Source organism: Ensifer sp. NPDC090286, assembly GCF_044769565.1.
Taxonomy (GTDB): domain Bacteria; phylum Pseudomonadota; class Alphaproteobacteria; order Rhizobiales; family Rhizobiaceae; genus Ensifer.
On the sequence record NZ_JBIVYF010000006.1, the window covers coordinates 196,432 to 210,685 of the forward strand.

The following is a 14,254-nucleotide window of genomic DNA, read 5'->3' on the forward strand; positions in this document are numbered from 1 at the left end:
TCCCCGGACCATCGGAAATTATCGTGTCGGGCGCAACTACGCCATCAATGCGGCAAGCCGGCTCGTCACCGATTGCCGGTTGTGGGCATGGCAGATGGCGATCGCCAATGCGTCCGCCGCGTCGTTGCCCTTGAACTCGGCCTTCGGCATCAGAACCTTCAGCATCATGTGGATCTGCTGCTTCTCGCCGTGGCCGACGCCGATCACCGCCTTCTTGACGGCGTTCGGCGCGTATTCGGCAACCCTCAGACCTGCGCGTGCCGGCACCAGCATGGCGATGCCGCGCGCCTGGCCGAGCTTCAGCGTCGCCGTCGCATCCTTGTTGACGAAGGTCTGTTCCACCGCCGCCTCATGCGGCTGATAGCCGTGCACCACCTCGGCAAGCCCGTCATGCAACTGGCAAAGTCTGGAGGCGAGATCCATATCACCATCCGAGGTCACCGCGCCCGAGGCGACGAAACGCAGCGAATTGCCGAGCGTCTCGATGATGCCCCAGCCGGTACGGCGGAGCCCCGGATCGATGCCGATGATACGAATCGTGGTCTGCATGGATTTCACCCTATGATGTCAGCCCGGACGCTGCCAGCAAAAAGTGAACAAAACAAAAACATACGCACAGTTGAGACGCGGAGTCAGGTTTTCTTCGGCAGCGCCCTTGGATTGAGGAAAATTGAGCTTACATAGCCTTGCATCAATTTCTCTCAATGAAGGCCTTTGCCATGGCGACTTTCTCCGTCCTCGATCTTTCCCCGATCACTGAAGGCGGCAGCGTCGCCCAATCGCTGGAGAATTCGCGCCGACTGGCCCAGGCAGCCGAGGAGAACGGCTACACCCGTTTCTGGCTGGCCGAGCATCACGGCATGAAGGGCATTGCCAGTGCCGCGACCTCGATCGTGATCTCGCATGTGGCGGCCGCCACCAAGACCATCCGCGTCGGCTCCGGCGGCATCATGCTGCCGAACCATTCGCCGCTTGTCATCGCCGAGCAGTTCGGCACGCTCGCCGCTCTTTACCCCGGCCGCATCGACCTCGGCCTCGGCCGGGCGCCAGGCACCGACATGCGCACCGCCCAGGCGCTTCGCCGCAACATGGAAGCGAGCGGCAACAACTTCCCGAACGACGTCGTCGAACTGCAGGCGCTGCTCGGCCCCGTCGCCGAAGACCAGAAGATCATCGCCGTGCCGGGCGCCGACACCAACGTGCCGATCTGGCTGCTCGGCTCCAGCCATTTCAGCGCCCATCTCGCCGGCATGCTCGGCCTGCCCTTCGCGTTTGCCTCGCATTTCGCACCCGACATGCTGCTCTCGGCGCTGGAGATCTACCGCGAGCGCTTCACCCCCTCCGAGACCCTTGCCAAGCCGCAGGTGATGGTCGGCGTCATGGGGGTCGCCGCCGAAACGGACGAGGAGGCAAACTACCTCTTCACCTCCATGCAGCAATCCTTCGTGGCGCTGCGGCGCAATGCCCGCGGGCAGTTCCCGCCGCCAGTCCAGTCGATGGATGGGCTGTGGAGCTATGACGAGAAGATCTTCGTCGACCATTCGATGATGTATGCGGTGGTCGGCGGGCCCGAGACGATCCGGCGCAAGATCGGTGCGTTCCTGGAACAGACGAAAGCCGACGAGCTGATCATCTCGATGCCGATCTTCGACATGGACGCGCGGCTGAAGTCGCTTCGCCTCTTCGCCGACGCCCAGCGCGATCTCGCCAAGGCGGCCTAAGGCTGGCCGATCAGATCGCCCCGAAGGCGGGCGCGATCTCTTCCATATTGGCAAAGAACCGATCTGGCCCGAGCCCTTGCAGGAAGACCGGGTCGGCATAGCCCCAGGCAACGGCCCCTGCCGCCACACCGGCCTTTCGCGCCGCCTCGATATCGCGTGCCTCGTCGCCGATCGCCAGGATGCGAGCCGCATTGAGGCCCGAGTGCCGGATCGCGCGCTTGAAGTGCTGCGCCTTGCCGAAGAGCGCGGCCCCGCATTCGAAGAGATCGACAGTCGCAGCCGCTTCGCCGAGCGCGGCACGAATCCCCTCTTCCGCATTCGAGCTGACAATGGCGATACCAATGCCCGCCGCCTTCAGTTCCCAGAGAAGCTGAGCGGCGCCCGGAAACAGCCGGACGCTTGCGGCTTCCGTTGCCATGGCCCGGCGCATGAAGGTGGCTATCTGCGGCAATTTCCAAACGGGCACGCCGAGCTGCGCGATGATCTCGCGGCTGCCCATCGCCCGCAACGACTGGAACTCCTCGACCGAGAGTTCGCGGAAACCGTAGCGCCGCGCAGCCGCATTGCACGCCGTCATGAAGCTTGCCGCCGTATCGGCAAGCGTGCCGTCGAAATCGAAGATCGCGAACTGATAGGTCATCGGGCCATCCAAAGAAAAACCCGCGCCCTTTCGGACGCGGGTAGGAAATCTTCAAGCGACGGTCGCCCCAATCAGGCCGACAGCTTCGCCAGGATCTCGTCCGACACTTCGAAGTTCGAGTAGACGTTCTGGACGTCGTCGTCGTCTTCAAGGATGTCGATGAGCTTCATCAGCGACTGTGCCTTTTCTTCGTCGACCGGGACGGTGTTCTGGGCCTTCCAGATCGCCTTGACCGTTTCGGCTTCGCCGAGCGTGTCTTCGAGCGCCTTGGAGACTTCGCCGATCGCTTCGAAGCCGCAGATGATCGTATGGCCGTCCTCGTCGGTGGTGACGTCGTCGGCGCCAGCCTCGATTGCCGCGTCCATCACCTTGTCGGCGTCACCGACGGAGAGCTTGTAGGTGATCTCGCCAACGCGATCGAAGGAGAAGGAGACCGAGCCGGTTTCGCCGAGCGCGCCGCCGGCCTTGGTGAAGGTCGAGCGCACGTTGGAGGCGGTGCGGTTACGGTTGTCGGTCAAGGCTTCGACGATGACCGCGACGCCGCCCGGGCCATAACCCTCGTAGCGCACTTCTTCGTAGTTCTCCGCGTCGCCGCCGGAGGCCTTCTTGATTGCCCGTTCGATGTTGTCCTTCGGCATCGACTGCGCCTTGGCGTTCTGGATCGCCAGGCGCAGGCGCGCGTTCATCGACGGGTCGGGCATGCCCGACTTGGCGGCAACCGTGATTTCGCGCGCGAGCTTGGAAAACATTTTCGAGCGCACCGCATCCTGACGGCCCTTGCGGTGCATGATGTTCTTGAACTGTGAATGGCCAGCCATGGCACCCTCTGCATGCATTAATTTGAATGGAATGGGGCGCCTTATAGTTTTATTGCCGCTTTCCGTCCAGCCGGGGGGCGGTTTTTCAGTTGGCCGAGACCTGCGCGCGGCTGAGGAGGAAGCTGTGGCCGTCGTCGCGACGGCAGGAAAGACCGGTGCGTTCCGACACGCAGGAGAACGGCCCGCGCGACCAGCTTTGCCCATAGTCGAGAACGGTCCCGACCGAGCAGCAGCTCGGATCGCCGACGGCGTGATTGAGCGTGGCGGCCCCCACCCGGCCAAGTGTCGCCCTGACATAACGCGGCGCGACGATATCGCAGGCCAGTTCCGGACCGCCGTCGGCGGGCTGATAGACGGACGTGCCGCCAGCCGGCGTGTAGATGCAGCCGATATTGCCCGAGGGCATCGCGAAAATCTCCTGCTCAGCTGCCGGTTGGACCGCGATCTCCGGTTGGCTTTGCGGCTGCTGTCCCTCTGGAGACGGCATGCGCGGCGGCGGCACGCCACCGGCCTCGGCAAGAGTTGAAAAGGAGAGAAAGAGCGATACGCCAACCACGAGCAACTTCATCGGGCGATCCCAGGATGTTCAAACGCCCTTGAGAATATAAATCAGTGGTTTGCTTGGCAAGGAACGCAGGGATACTTTGATACTGGCGCTGTCGGCATAACGCTTGTCATAGTCGTCGCCGAACATGTCGAGGAAGGCGTCGATCGGCGGGCCGCGGCGATGCATCGGTAGAATGAGGGACGAGCGCAGCCGGCTGACGACCCGGCTCATGCTTTCCGCCCCCATGGTCAGGCCGCCATCGACAGGCACCATCAGCACATCCAGCCGGCCGATCTGGCCATAGTGGCTGTCGTCGAGCTCATGGTGCAGATGGCCCAGATGCCCGATGCAGAGATCCGCTACCTCGAAGATGAAAATCGAGTTCCCGTCGTGCTCCATGGCGCCGCCGCCGGCGCGGATGTCCGTCGTCACGTTGCGGATGTAGGCGTCGCCGACCACGAGGTCGTGGCGCGCCGGTTGGCCGCTATCGCTCCAGCCGTGCAGCACGGCCTTAATCGCGGGATCCGGCGTCAGCGTGTAGTGGCTCGAATGCGCCTTGTTCATCGTCGCGACCGTCGGCGGCACCGACGGTGCGTACCAGCCGCTGTAGTCGGTTGCGATCGAGACGCCGCCGGGCGTCTCGATCAGGAAAGTGGAATGGCCGAGATAGCTGATCGTCACCTCGCCGGCCGTCGTCTGCCCCTTGGTGGCGGCAGCAGGCGTGAAACTGGCGAAGGTGGCCTGGGGGATCGTCTCGGCGATCGCCTGGCATTGGCTGACGGGGCGCGGCTGTTGCTGCGCATGGGCGACCGATGGCCAGAACGCGTGGATGATCCATATGGCGGCGAATGTGTAGACAAAGTACCGGAGCATCAGCCTTCACCTCTCTCACTTGCCGCCCGACCTCGGGCCCTGGGAGGCACGCGGCAGGCAGGTATTGGACAGCGAATGGAAGCCTTTGCCTTCGCTCGACCGAACGGTGGCGTCACGGGGCCCGGAGAGAATTGTTCAAGGGCCCGGCCACGTCCAGTTACAAACGGCAGGCGGTGCTCACGTTTACGTCACCGACCCCGGGGGACGATCAAGAAACTATAACCTCTTCAAAGCCAAATGCCCCGGCATTGCTACCGGGGCATTCGTCCGATTGTCGTCAGGCCTGCGTTACTCGGCCGGGTGCGGCGCAGGCTCGCTCACCGCCACCTTGCGTCGCCGGAACGACCGGAGCGCGACGTAGAACACCGGTGTCAGGAACAGGCCGAGGAACGTTACCCCGAGCATGCCCGAGAACACGGCGGTTCCGAGCGACTGGCGCATTTCGGCGCCCGGACCCGTCGCGATCATCAGCGGCACGACACCGAGGATGAAGGCGAAGGCGGTCATCAGGATCGGGCGAAGGCGCAGCTGGCTCGCCTCCACCGCCGCCTCGATCGGCGTCTTGCCCTCGTCCTCGCCCTGCCGCGCGAATTCGACGATCAGGATCGCGTTCTTGGCCGCAAGGCCGATGAGAACGATCAACCCGATCTGCGTCAGCACGTTGTTGTCGAGACCGCGGATCGACACGCCGACCAGCGCCGAGAGCACGCCGAGCGGCACGATCAGGATGATCGCGAGCGGCAGCACCCAGCTCTCATACTGGGCCGACAGCGCCAGGAAGACGAAGATCACCGACAGCGCGAATATGAACACCGCGGTGTTGCCCGTCTGGCGCTCCTGGTAGGCGAGTTCCGTCCACTCGAAGGTCGTCCCCTGCGGCAAGAGCTGGGCGGCGAGCGCCTCCATCTTGTCGAGCGCCGTGCCGGTCGACACGCCGATGGCCGGATTGCCCTGGATCGGCACCGATACATACATGTTGTAGCGCTGCACGAGTGTCGGGCCCGCGGTGTCGCGGATCTCGACGAGCGTGCCCATCGGCACGAGTGCCCCCGTCGCCGAACGCACCTTCAGAGCGAGGATGTTGTCCCGTTCGACGCGGTACTGCTGGTCTGCCTGCGCCCGCACCTGGTAGACGCGGCCGAAGGCGTTGAAGTCGTTGACGTAGGAGGTGCCGAGGTTGATCGACAGCGCCTCGAAGATGTTGGGGATCGGCACGTTGAGGGTACGAGCCTTGTCGCGGTCGATCGCCAGGAAGTATTGCGGGCTGGACGCCGAGAAGGTGGTGAAGACCCCCGTCAGCCCCGGCGTCTGGTTGGCCGTTCCCATCATCTGATAGGCAAGGCCGAGCGCGCGGCGCATGTCGGCGCTCTGGCGGTCCATGATCTGCATCTTGAAGCCGCCGGAATTGCCGATACCGCGCACCGACGGCGGCGGCACGGCGATGATGAAGGCCTCCTGGATGCTCTGCAGGCTGCCATAGAGCTGGCCGATGATCTGGTTTGCCCCCTGCCCGTGCTTCAGCCGCTCCTCGAAGCTTTCGAAGGAGGCAAAGACCACGCCCGAATTGGAAGCGTTGGTGAAGGTCGCGCCGTTGAAGCCGGCAAAGGCAACCGCGCTCTTTACTCCGGGCACGTCCTCAATGATCTTCGACGCCCGTTTGACCACCGCGTCGGTGCGCTCCAGCGACGCGCCGTCGGGCAGCTGGATGACGACGATCGCATAGCCCTGGTCCATGGTCGGCACGAAGCCGCGCGGCACGACCTGGGCCATGTACCAGGTGGCGCCGAGCAGGCCGGCGAAGACGACGAGTGCTGCGGCAAGCGCCACCTTCGTCGACACCAGCTTGCGCACGAGCCACGCATAGCCCTCGGCCATGCGGTCGAAGCCGTTGTTGAAGCCATTTGCCAGTGCCTTGCCAAACCGCGTCAACGGATTGCGGCTCTCGTGATGACCGTTCTCATGCGGCTTCAGGAGGATCGCCGCCAGCGCCGGCGAAAGCGTCAGCGAGTTGAAGGCGGAAATGACCGTCGCCACCGAGATCGTCACGGCGAACTGCAGGTAGAACTGGCCGGCGATGCCGGGGATGAAGGCCGTCGGCACGAAGACCGCTGTCAGCACCAGCGAGATGGCGATGACCGCCGCCCCCACCTCGTCCATGGTCACGTGCGACGCCTCGCGCGGGGTCATGCCGCGCGCCAGATTTCGCTCGACGTTTTCCACCACCACGATCGCGTCGTCGACGACGATACCGATCGCCAGGACGAGGCCGAACAGCGTCAGCATGTTCAGCGAGAAGCCGAAGGCGTAGAGGAAGGCGAAGGTGCCGACCAGCGACACCGGGATCGCGACGATCGGGATGATCGCGGTGCGCCAGGATTGCAGGAAGACGAGAACGACGATGGCGACCAGCAGGGCTGCCTCGGCGATCGTCTTGTAGACCTCGTTGATCGATTCCGAGATGAACTCGGTCGGATTGTAGACGATCCGGTACTCGAGCCCTTCCGGAAAGTCGCGCGAGACGTCGGTCATCACCTTCTGGATCTGCTCGGCCGCATCGAGCGCATTGGTGCCCGGCCGCGAGAAGATGCCGAGCGCCACCGCCGGGCTGCCGTCGAGATAGCTGTTGTTGACGTATTCGCGGGCGCCGAGCTCGACGCGCGCGACGTCCTGCAGCTGCACGAGGCGGCCGGTTTCCGTCGCCTTGACGATGACGTAGCGGAACTGCCGCGCATCGCTGAAGCGTCCGTCCGTGGTGACGGTGTACTGGAACGCACTGTCGCCCGGGGCCGGCGGGCCGCCGATCGAGCCACCCGAGACCTGGACGTTCTGCTCGCGCAGCGCCTGCACCACGTCGCCCGCCGTCATGCCGTAGGCAGACAGCTTCTCGGGATCGAGCCAGACGCGCAGCGCATATTCGCGCTCGCCGAACAGGATGACGTCGCCGACGCCGTCGAGCCGCACGAGCAGGTCGCGGATGCGCGTGCGCGCATAGTTCGAGACATAGAGCTGGTCGTAGCGTTCGCTCGGCGAAAGCAGGTGCACGACCATCATCAGGTCGGGCGAGCTCTTGGCGGTGGTGATGCCGATGCGCCGGACTTCCTCCGGCAACCGCGGTTCGGCGATCGACACGCGGTTCTGCACCAGCACCTGGGCCTGGTCGAGATCGGTGCCGAGCTTGAAGGTGATCGTCAGCGCCATCGAGCCGTCGGCGGTCGAATAGGAGGACATGTAGAGCATGTTCTCGACGCCGTTGATTTCCTGTTCGAGCGGCGTGGCCACGGTGTTGGCGACCGTTTCGGCGTCAGCCCCGGGATAGGCCGCCCGGACGACGATCGTCGGCGGGGCGATTTCCGGGTACTGTGCCACCGGAAGCTGGAAATAGGCGATGCTGCCGACGATCAGCAACACGATCGAAAGCACCGACGCAAAGATCGGCCGGTCGACGAAGAAGTGAGCGAACCTCATTGCGCCGCCCCCGCGGTTGGGCCTTCCGGCGGCAGCTGGATCGTCTCGGGCTTGACCTTGGTGCCGGGACGCGCCCGCATCAGGCCGTTGACGACGATGGTTTCGTCGCCGGTCATGCCCGAGCGGATAACCCGGTAGCCATGCAGCCTCGGTCCGAGCCGCACCGGCTTGGTGACGACGGTTCCGTCGCCGGTCACCTCGTAGACGATGCGCTCGTTCTGGTCGGCGCCGATCGCCTCGTCCGGAACGAGCACGGCCTTGTAGGTGTTGGAGCCTTCGATCTGCACGCGCCCGAACAGGCCGGGCTGCAGGACCAGCTTCGGATTGTCGAGGCGGGCCCGCACGCGCATCGTGCCGCTCTGCGGATCGACGCGGTTTTCGGCGAAGTCGAGTTTGCCCTTGAACGGTTCCTCGTTGCTGTCGGCAATGGTGACCAGAACTTCCAGCGAGCCGCCGCCTTCCTGCAGCGCGCTGCCGCGCTCGCGCGCAACCCGGGCATAGGAGAGCAGGCGCCGTTCGTCGACGTCGAAATAGAAATCGATCGGGTCAAGCGACACGATCGTCGTCAGCACCGTCTGGTCGGCCTGCACGAGATTGCCCTGCGACAGAAGGCGACGGTCGACGCGACCGCTGAGCGGCGCCGTTATGGTCGTGTAGTCGAGATCGAGCTTGGCGCGCTCGACCGCCGCTTCAGAACCGCGCACCAGCGCCTGCGCCGACAGGAGTTCGCGGCGATGGTCGTCGAGCGTCGAGACCGAGAGCGTGCCGGTGCCTGTCAGCGACTGCGTCCGCTTGAACTGAGACTCGGCGAATTCCAGCGTCGAACGGGCCGATTCCAGCGTCGATTCCGCCTGGGAGAGCGCCGTGCGATAGGGCCGCTGGTCGATGACGAAGAGCTTGTCGCCCTTCTTCACCAGCGCGCCATCGGTGAAGTTGACCTCGTCGAGATAGCCGCCGATGCGGGCGCGAACCTGCACCTCGTCGACGGGCTCGAAACGGCCGATGAACTCGTCGCTGTCGATGACGTCCCGCACGACCGGCTTGGCGACGGTCACGACGGGCAATTGCGCGTCCTGCGCCTGGGCACCGATTGCGGATAGAAGGGAAAGAGAAGCGCCGACGATCATCGGCAAATGCCACTGAGACAACATGCATGCCCTCCGAATGCACTTGGATCACGAGGGGCAGCCAATCGACCAAACCACCGCAATCGCTTTGAATATTCAGAGCGGGGCCTGTGCGCAAAACAGCCGCATTACCCGTCCCGCTCCGCACAAATCCTCGGATCGGCAGCGATCCGAGAGGCAAAGTCACACAAGCAATCAAATGATACAGCGGCCTTGTGCCCTTCGGCCCGCGAACGCTGTCAGGTCAAAACCGCCCGCAGCGGGCATCAGCCCGAAACGCGGCGACAACAGCACATGTCCGCAATCCAAGACTGCGGACACCATTCATTCTGCAAAAACCCACGAATATATCACGCCCCGGCCCGGCGTGATTTCGCGATAACCTGCCATCATTTGATGGGGTTGTCACCTTGAAAAAAATCAATTCCGATAAGGCGATACGGGACAACCAAAGGTGCCCGCGCGCAGCTTTGCGCAGCGCCTCAGGACGCCGTCTGCCCTGGCCTTAAGACCAGAAATCCGGGATCGTTTCCGCCAGTCTCGGCCCAAGCCGCAGCGGCGCGATCTTCTCGGCAAGCCCGGTGCGATCGGAAATCTCGACGCCGAGGCCGCAGATGGTGGCCGGCCCCGACGCCGCCTCGAAGCGCCCCTTCGGCATCTTCGAGATGAAGCGGTTGAGCGGCTCTTCCTTGTCCATGCCGAGCGAGGAATCGTAGTCGCCGCACATGCCGGCATCGCTCATATAGGCGGTGCCGCCATTGAGGATCTGGTGATCGGCGGTCGGCACGTGCGTATGCGTGCCGACGACGAGGCTGGCGCGTCCGTCGACGAAATGGCCGAAGCACTGCTTTTCGCTGGTCGCCTCCGCATGAAAGTCGAAGACGATCGCATCCGCCTGCTCGCCGAGCGGGCAGGCATCGAGGATCGCCTCGGCCGACTTGAAGGGATCGTCGAGTTCAGGATGCATGAAGACGCGGCCCATGACGTTGGCGACCAGCACGCGGGCGCCGTTGCGGGCAAAGAACAGGTTGGAGCCGCGGCCGGGCGTGCCGGCCGGATAGTTGGCCGGGCGCAGGAACTGGTCGTGCCGCTCGCAGAAGACCACCGCTTCCTTCTGGTCCCAGACGTGGTTGCCGGTGGTCACCACGTCGGCGCCGGCGTTGATCGTCTCGAGGAAGATGTCTTCGGTGATGCCGAAGCCGCCGGCGGCGTTCTCGCCGTTGACGATGACGAAGTCGAGCTTGAGGTCACCGATCAGTCCCGGAAGCCGCTCCCAGACCGCCGTACGGCCCGTCTTGCCCACCATATCTCCCAGAAACAGAAGCCTCATGCTCGCTCAAATCCTACCAGGGCAGCTCCGGCGGAAGCGCGTCAGCGGTAGTTGCGGCCGGACCTGCGTAAAACAAAGAGGTAGAGCGTCTACACGATCCTGGCCCGACAGGAAACGCCCAAGATCGATTCCGCCGGAATCGCGAACCGATCGTCGGCCGCGGCCTGCACGATTTCAAGGCGCTCAGCCGTTCCTCGGCTACGTCGGTGATCTAGAAATGCCGGAACCCGCTCTCGGTGAGCACGGCATCCAGCGCCACATCATGCGGTTCGGCCGGCACGGTGGCCACTTCCTGGCAGTCGAAGGCGATGCCGATCAGCTTCGGCAGGTGCCCCTTGTTGCGCAACCGGTCGATCGCCCGGTCATAATAGCCGGCGCCGTAGCCGATCCGGTGACCGGTCGCATCGAACGCCGAAAGCGGCACGAGCATGATATCCGGGTCGAGCACCGGTGCATCCGGGCCAGGCCCGGTGGTGCCGAAGCCGGTGGCGATGATGTCGACACCATCGAGCAGCTCGCGAAAGACGATCGTCTGCTTGTCCATGATCACGGGCAGGCAGAGCCGGGCCCCGCGGCTTTTCAGCCGCGCCATCAGCGGCCGGATATCGACCTCGGAGCGGATTGGCCAGAAGCCGGAAACGATGTGACCGGGATCGAGCGCAATGACGTCGCCCGCATGGTCGGCCATGGTCAGGCTCGCCTCGATCCGTATCTCCGCGGGCATCGCATCGCGCAATGCCAGCCGCTCGTTGCGCAGCGCCGCCTTCAAGTCCTTCGGTGACATCGTGCCCTCTCCTGCCTCATGCCATGGTCGCGGACGAATTTTCTTCCCGAAATGGCACAACCCGTCACTTTCTCGCCGATTCCCGGCTCAATCACCAGCCTATACACCCGATGTCGCCCATGCATAGCCACCCGCTTCGCCGCTTTTGCCGCGGTTTGCGACAGCACGGCCAGCATCTTCCCGGTTCGGCACAGCATTAGCGTTCCGTTCATCATGGACGACGGTTCCGCTTTCGCGCATCGGCGAGCGCATGCAAATAAAGACGCGATTTCAAATAATTAGCAGGAACTAATGCCCGCGTTCGATGTATGGACGCGCTCCTGCAGGCAGCAGTGGAAAAGCCGACGTCCATGAAGGACCAGATGAAAGAACTCGAACCGTTGGAACTGCGTTGCCTGACGCTCGCCGCCCGCGGCCGCACGCGCCAGGACATGATGCGCGAAACCGATATTCCCCTCGACCGGATCGACCGGGCGCTGGAAGACGCCATGCGCAAGCTGCAGGCCGGCAATCTGGCCGAAGCCGTCTTTCGTGCCGCAAGGCTCGATCTCATCTCGTAAGGATTGGCGCGGGGACTGCCTAGACCATCCAGTGCGACCGATAGACCGCCTGCTCCAACATCCGCTCTCGCGGCCGAAGGTCGAAGTCGACTGCCGGGATCCCGGCGTCGCGCAGCAGCAGCGGCCTGTCCGCCGGCACCTCGGCGGGCGCCTCGACAAGCAGCAAATCGGCGGCCCATTGCCTTGCCCTGCGTCGGGCGGCAGCGAATGTGTCGGAAAAGACGAGAACGGCAAGCACGCTCATGGCAGGGACTCGGGCCTAGGATGATCTGACAGAACGATCTTCGTCCTCGCATTGACATCTGACAAACGAATTGCAAGCATGACTGTCATCAGAAATTCTGATGGTTGACGCCATGCCCCTTCCCCTTGATAGCGATCTGCTCAGAACCTTTCTCGCGGTCGTCGATACCAGCAGCGTCACGCGCGCCGCAGACATTGTCGGGCGTACCCAGTCGGCCGTCAGCATGCAGATCAGGAAGCTCGAGGATGTGCTCGGCGACGCCCTGTTCGAGCGCCATTCGCGCGGTGTGGTGCTGACACCGCAGGGACTGCGGCTCGTCGACAATGCCAGGCGCATCGTCACCCTGCTCGACGATACCGCTGCCGCGCTGCGCCAGCCGGCGCTCGACGGCGCCGTTCGGATCGGTCTGCCCGAGGAATACATCAACTCGACCCTGCCGAAGGCACTCGGCAGTTTCGCGGCCATCCACCCGGGCGTCGAAGTGACCGTGCAGCAGGGCGCCTCGATGACCAACGTCGCGGCACTGGAGGCCGGCGAGATCGACCTTGCCGTCGTCTTCGAACCGGGCGGAAAGACGAGAAACGAGGTGCTGATGATGGATCCGACCGTCTGGGTGACGTCGGAGCAGCACCGGACCGACGAACGCCGTCCCGTACCGATCGCGACCTATACCTATCTCGAAGGCGGCTGGTGCGACGACCTTGCCCAGCGCAATTTGAGGAAATGCCGCATCGACAACCGCGTCGCCTATGTCAGCCGCACCAGCGGTGGCCTTATGGCGGCGGTGGTGTCCGGCCTTGCCATCGCGCCGCTTGCCCGCAGCAGCATCCCGTACGGGTGCCGCGAACTGACGGCCGATGACGGCTATACCGTGATCGATCACTCGAATGTCGTGCTCCGGATTTCAAAGGCCGGAAACGGCAAGGACCGGATCGTCGAGGCCATGGCCGACGCCATCCGCCGGGCTTTTGCCGGGGACTGAGCAAGCAGTCGAAAGGAGAGAGAAGTGCGATCCACACAACCGATGGATAGTTTACGATCCCGGGTGCCTACAAAGTAGGTGGGCGCCATGTGTCCGGACCCACGAGCCCGGCCAGGGACGGCTCCCTAGAGATCGAGTATGGCCCCGGGGATTGTGGTTCCTGTCGGGAAGCGCAGACCGCATCCGATATATAAAGTGTCTCGGTGCTTCGCGCCAGTGGCTCGCCACCGAAACCTTGTCAGGGCGAAACCTTGTCAGCTCGACGGGGTCGGGGTGCGGCCGTTCAGCTTGGCGGCAATGCCGTGGATCTGCTGGGTCACTTCGCTGAGCGCCGAGGCCAGCGCTTCCTCGTTCTTCAGCTGATCCGAAAGCGCAACGTCGCGCCCGTTGGTCAGGTTGCCGACCTCCGCTTCGAGGTTCTTCAGCCGGCGATTGACCTCGCTGAGCTCATCCATGACCATGATGCCGGCCATGACGGTCAGGCGCAGATCGCCGATCTCGCCAAACTGGGTCTTGAGGTGTCCGACATACTGATCGAAATTGGTGGCAAGCTCGATCAGATGATCTTCCTGCCCTTCCTCGCAGGCCATGCGATAGGCCTTGCCGTCGATCGAAACTGTCACCTGCGCCATGTCGCTTGTTCCTAGCGGTCGAGCACCGCCCGAATGGTTTCCATCGCCGTCACGAGGCGACGGGAAACCTCACGGTTGACCTCCTCGAGCCGGTTTGCCCGGAACTGCGACTGATCGAGCTCCTGCGCCAGTCGCGACCGGTCGGTGTTGACGCGTCGCACCTCGCCCTCGAACTCGCTGAAGTCCCGCTCCCTGTCAAACCGACCGTCGATCGCATTCTCCAGGGATTGCACTGCGTTTCGCAGTTCGTCGATCGCCGCTTTGACAGTCTTTGCCGGCATGTGTTCCGAATACCTCGCCCATGAGGCCGAATCGCCCGAATCCCGTCCGCCGCTTCGGCTCGATCTTTTTTAAACCTATTACGTAAGTCTCAACAATGCCAAGTACAGCAAACAACAGCGGAAGCTGTGGATGGATTGCGTAGCCGGCTTTCTTCAACGGCAGTGCGGTAGGCTTGTTGCATTGCGGAACAAGCACCGCGACGGGGGCCGGAACAACCTGCCGTCAAATGGCCGCGGAAGGCCCGTATTT

General features: G+C 63.7%; 15 protein-coding genes and 1 other RNA gene. 3 read left to right on the forward strand and 13 right to left on the reverse strand.

Features of this window, described 5'->3' with window-relative positions:
* Window positions 1-36 precede the first annotated feature (36 nt).
* Window positions 37-549 carry a crossover junction endodeoxyribonuclease RuvC gene (gene ruvC / locus ACIQUG_RS27730; protein WP_402325422.1) on the reverse strand — a complete coding sequence of 171 codons (513 nt, stop codon included), beginning with the start codon at window positions 547-549 and terminating at the stop codon, window positions 37-39.
* Between the two features lie 170 nt (window positions 550-719).
* Between ruvC and ACIQUG_RS27735 the strand changes: the two genes are divergently transcribed.
* A complete protein-coding gene (locus ACIQUG_RS27735) occupies window positions 720-1,721 on the forward strand; it encodes an LLM class flavin-dependent oxidoreductase (RefSeq protein WP_402325424.1) in 1,002 nt (333 codons plus the stop codon).
* Between the two features lie 10 nt (window positions 1,722-1,731).
* Here the strand turns inward: ACIQUG_RS27735 and ACIQUG_RS27740 are convergent, their stop codons facing one another.
* The 8 genes from ACIQUG_RS27740 to ACIQUG_RS27775 form a co-directional block, all read right to left on the reverse strand.
* Window positions 1,732-2,361, reverse strand: coding sequence for an HAD hydrolase-like protein (locus ACIQUG_RS27740; protein ID WP_402325426.1), 630 nt, complete (start codon window positions 2,359-2,361; stop codon window positions 1,732-1,734).
* 71 nt (window positions 2,362-2,432) lie between these two features.
* Window positions 2,433-3,179, reverse strand: a complete 747-nt coding sequence (locus tag ACIQUG_RS27745; RefSeq protein ID WP_402325428.1) for a YebC/PmpR family DNA-binding transcriptional regulator — start codon at window positions 3,177-3,179, stop codon at window positions 2,433-2,435.
* An 85-nt stretch (window positions 3,180-3,264) separates the two neighbouring features.
* The gene (locus ACIQUG_RS27750; RefSeq protein WP_402325430.1) at window positions 3,265-3,747 is read right to left on the reverse strand and encodes a hypothetical protein; all 483 of its coding nucleotides are present in this window, start codon (window positions 3,745-3,747) and stop codon (window positions 3,265-3,267) included.
* Window positions 3,748-3,765: 18 nt separating this feature from the next.
* Window positions 3,766-4,602, reverse strand: a complete 837-nt coding sequence (locus tag ACIQUG_RS27755; protein WP_402325698.1) for an MBL fold metallo-hydrolase — start codon at window positions 4,600-4,602, stop codon at window positions 3,766-3,768.
* A gap of 285 nt (window positions 4,603-4,887) precedes the next feature.
* Window positions 4,888-8,064, reverse strand: coding sequence for an efflux RND transporter permease subunit (locus ACIQUG_RS27760; RefSeq protein WP_402325431.1), 3,177 nt, complete (start codon window positions 8,062-8,064; stop codon window positions 4,888-4,890).
* Window positions 8,061-9,215: an efflux RND transporter periplasmic adaptor subunit gene (locus ACIQUG_RS27765; protein WP_402325433.1), complete on the reverse strand. Its 1,155-nt coding sequence runs from the start codon at window positions 9,213-9,215 to the stop codon at window positions 8,061-8,063. Before ACIQUG_RS27765 ends, ACIQUG_RS27760 begins: the two co-directional genes overlap by 4 nt.
* A 481-nt stretch (window positions 9,216-9,696) precedes the next feature.
* A complete protein-coding gene (locus ACIQUG_RS27770; RefSeq protein WP_034806196.1) occupies window positions 9,697-10,521 on the reverse strand; it encodes a YmdB family metallophosphoesterase in 825 nt (274 codons plus the stop codon).
* Window positions 10,522-10,732: 211 nt separating this feature from the next.
* Window positions 10,733-11,305, reverse strand: coding sequence for a 5-formyltetrahydrofolate cyclo-ligase (locus ACIQUG_RS27775; RefSeq protein ID WP_043625555.1), 573 nt, complete (start codon window positions 11,303-11,305; stop codon window positions 10,733-10,735).
* Between the two features lie 362 nt (window positions 11,306-11,667).
* On the opposite strand from ACIQUG_RS27775, the gene ACIQUG_RS27780 reads away from it, so the two are divergent.
* Window positions 11,668-11,865, forward strand: a complete 198-nt coding sequence (locus ACIQUG_RS27780; protein ID WP_234798710.1) for a transcriptional regulator — start codon at window positions 11,668-11,670, stop codon at window positions 11,863-11,865.
* Between the two features lie 19 nt (window positions 11,866-11,884).
* Here ACIQUG_RS27780 and ACIQUG_RS27785 read toward each other — a convergent pair whose 3' ends face one another.
* Window positions 11,885-12,109, reverse strand: coding sequence for a hypothetical protein (locus ACIQUG_RS27785; RefSeq protein WP_402325436.1), 225 nt, complete (start codon window positions 12,107-12,109; stop codon window positions 11,885-11,887).
* Window positions 12,110-12,221: 112 nt separating this feature from the next.
* Between ACIQUG_RS27785 and ACIQUG_RS27790 the strand changes: the two genes are divergently transcribed.
* Window positions 12,222-13,091 (forward strand): LysR family transcriptional regulator, encoded by an 870-nt coding sequence (locus ACIQUG_RS27790; protein WP_402325438.1) that lies wholly within the window; start codon window positions 12,222-12,224, stop codon window positions 13,089-13,091.
* A 24-nt stretch (window positions 13,092-13,115) separates the two neighbouring features.
* Here the strand turns inward: ACIQUG_RS27790 and ssrS are convergent.
* The 3 genes from ssrS to ACIQUG_RS27805 all read right to left on the reverse strand — a co-directional run bounded on the left by ssrS (window position 13,116) and on the right by ACIQUG_RS27805 (window position 14,004).
* Window positions 13,116-13,273, reverse strand: a non-coding RNA gene (gene ssrS / locus ACIQUG_RS27795) — 6S RNA.
* Window positions 13,274-13,345: 72 nt separating this feature from the next.
* Entirely contained in the window at window positions 13,346-13,723 is a 378-nt protein-coding gene (locus tag ACIQUG_RS27800; RefSeq protein ID WP_402325439.1) for a cell division protein ZapA, read from the reverse strand.
* Between the two features lie 11 nt (window positions 13,724-13,734).
* Window positions 13,735-14,004: a DUF4164 domain-containing protein gene (locus tag ACIQUG_RS27805; RefSeq protein ID WP_034806184.1), complete on the reverse strand. Its 270-nt coding sequence runs from the start codon at window positions 14,002-14,004 to the stop codon at window positions 13,735-13,737.
* Window positions 14,005-14,254 lie beyond the last annotated feature (250 nt).

Bases quoted from the DNA above. Each gene is read 5' to 3' on its own strand.
- ruvC (WP_402325422.1), bottom strand. From the start codon at position 549: ATGCAGACCACGATTCGTATCATCGGCATCGATCCGGGGCTCCGCCGT.
- ACIQUG_RS27735 (WP_402325424.1), top strand. From the start codon at position 720: ATGGCGACTTTCTCCGTCCTCGATCTTTCCCCGATCACTGAAGGCGGC.
- ACIQUG_RS27740 (WP_402325426.1), bottom strand. From the start codon at position 2,361: ATGACCTATCAGTTCGCGATCTTCGATTTCGACGGCACGCTTGCCGAT.
- ACIQUG_RS27745 (WP_402325428.1), bottom strand. From the start codon at position 3,179: ATGGCTGGCCATTCACAGTTCAAGAACATCATGCACCGCAAGGGCCGT.
- ACIQUG_RS27750 (WP_402325430.1), bottom strand. From the start codon at position 3,747: ATGAAGTTGCTCGTGGTTGGCGTATCGCTCTTTCTCTCCTTTTCAACT.
- ACIQUG_RS27760 (WP_402325431.1), bottom strand. From the start codon at position 8,064: ATGAGGTTCGCTCACTTCTTCGTCGACCGGCCGATCTTTGCGTCGGTG.
- ACIQUG_RS27765 (WP_402325433.1), bottom strand. From the start codon at position 9,215: ATGTTGTCTCAGTGGCATTTGCCGATGATCGTCGGCGCTTCTCTTTCC.
- ACIQUG_RS27770 (WP_034806196.1), bottom strand. From the start codon at position 10,521: ATGAGGCTTCTGTTTCTGGGAGATATGGTGGGCAAGACGGGCCGTACG.
- ACIQUG_RS27775 (WP_043625555.1), bottom strand. From the start codon at position 11,305: ATGTCACCGAAGGACTTGAAGGCGGCGCTGCGCAACGAGCGGCTGGCA.
- ACIQUG_RS27780 (WP_234798710.1), top strand. From the start codon at position 11,668: ATGAAAGAACTCGAACCGTTGGAACTGCGTTGCCTGACGCTCGCCGCC.
- ACIQUG_RS27785 (WP_402325436.1), bottom strand. From the start codon at position 12,109: ATGAGCGTGCTTGCCGTTCTCGTCTTTTCCGACACATTCGCTGCCGCC.
- ACIQUG_RS27790 (WP_402325438.1), top strand. From the start codon at position 12,222: ATGCCCCTTCCCCTTGATAGCGATCTGCTCAGAACCTTTCTCGCGGTC.
- ACIQUG_RS27800 (WP_402325439.1), bottom strand. From the start codon at position 13,723: ATGGCGCAGGTGACAGTTTCGATCGACGGCAAGGCCTATCGCATGGCC.
- ACIQUG_RS27805 (WP_034806184.1), bottom strand. From the start codon at position 14,004: ATGCCGGCAAAGACTGTCAAAGCGGCGATCGACGAACTGCGAAACGCA.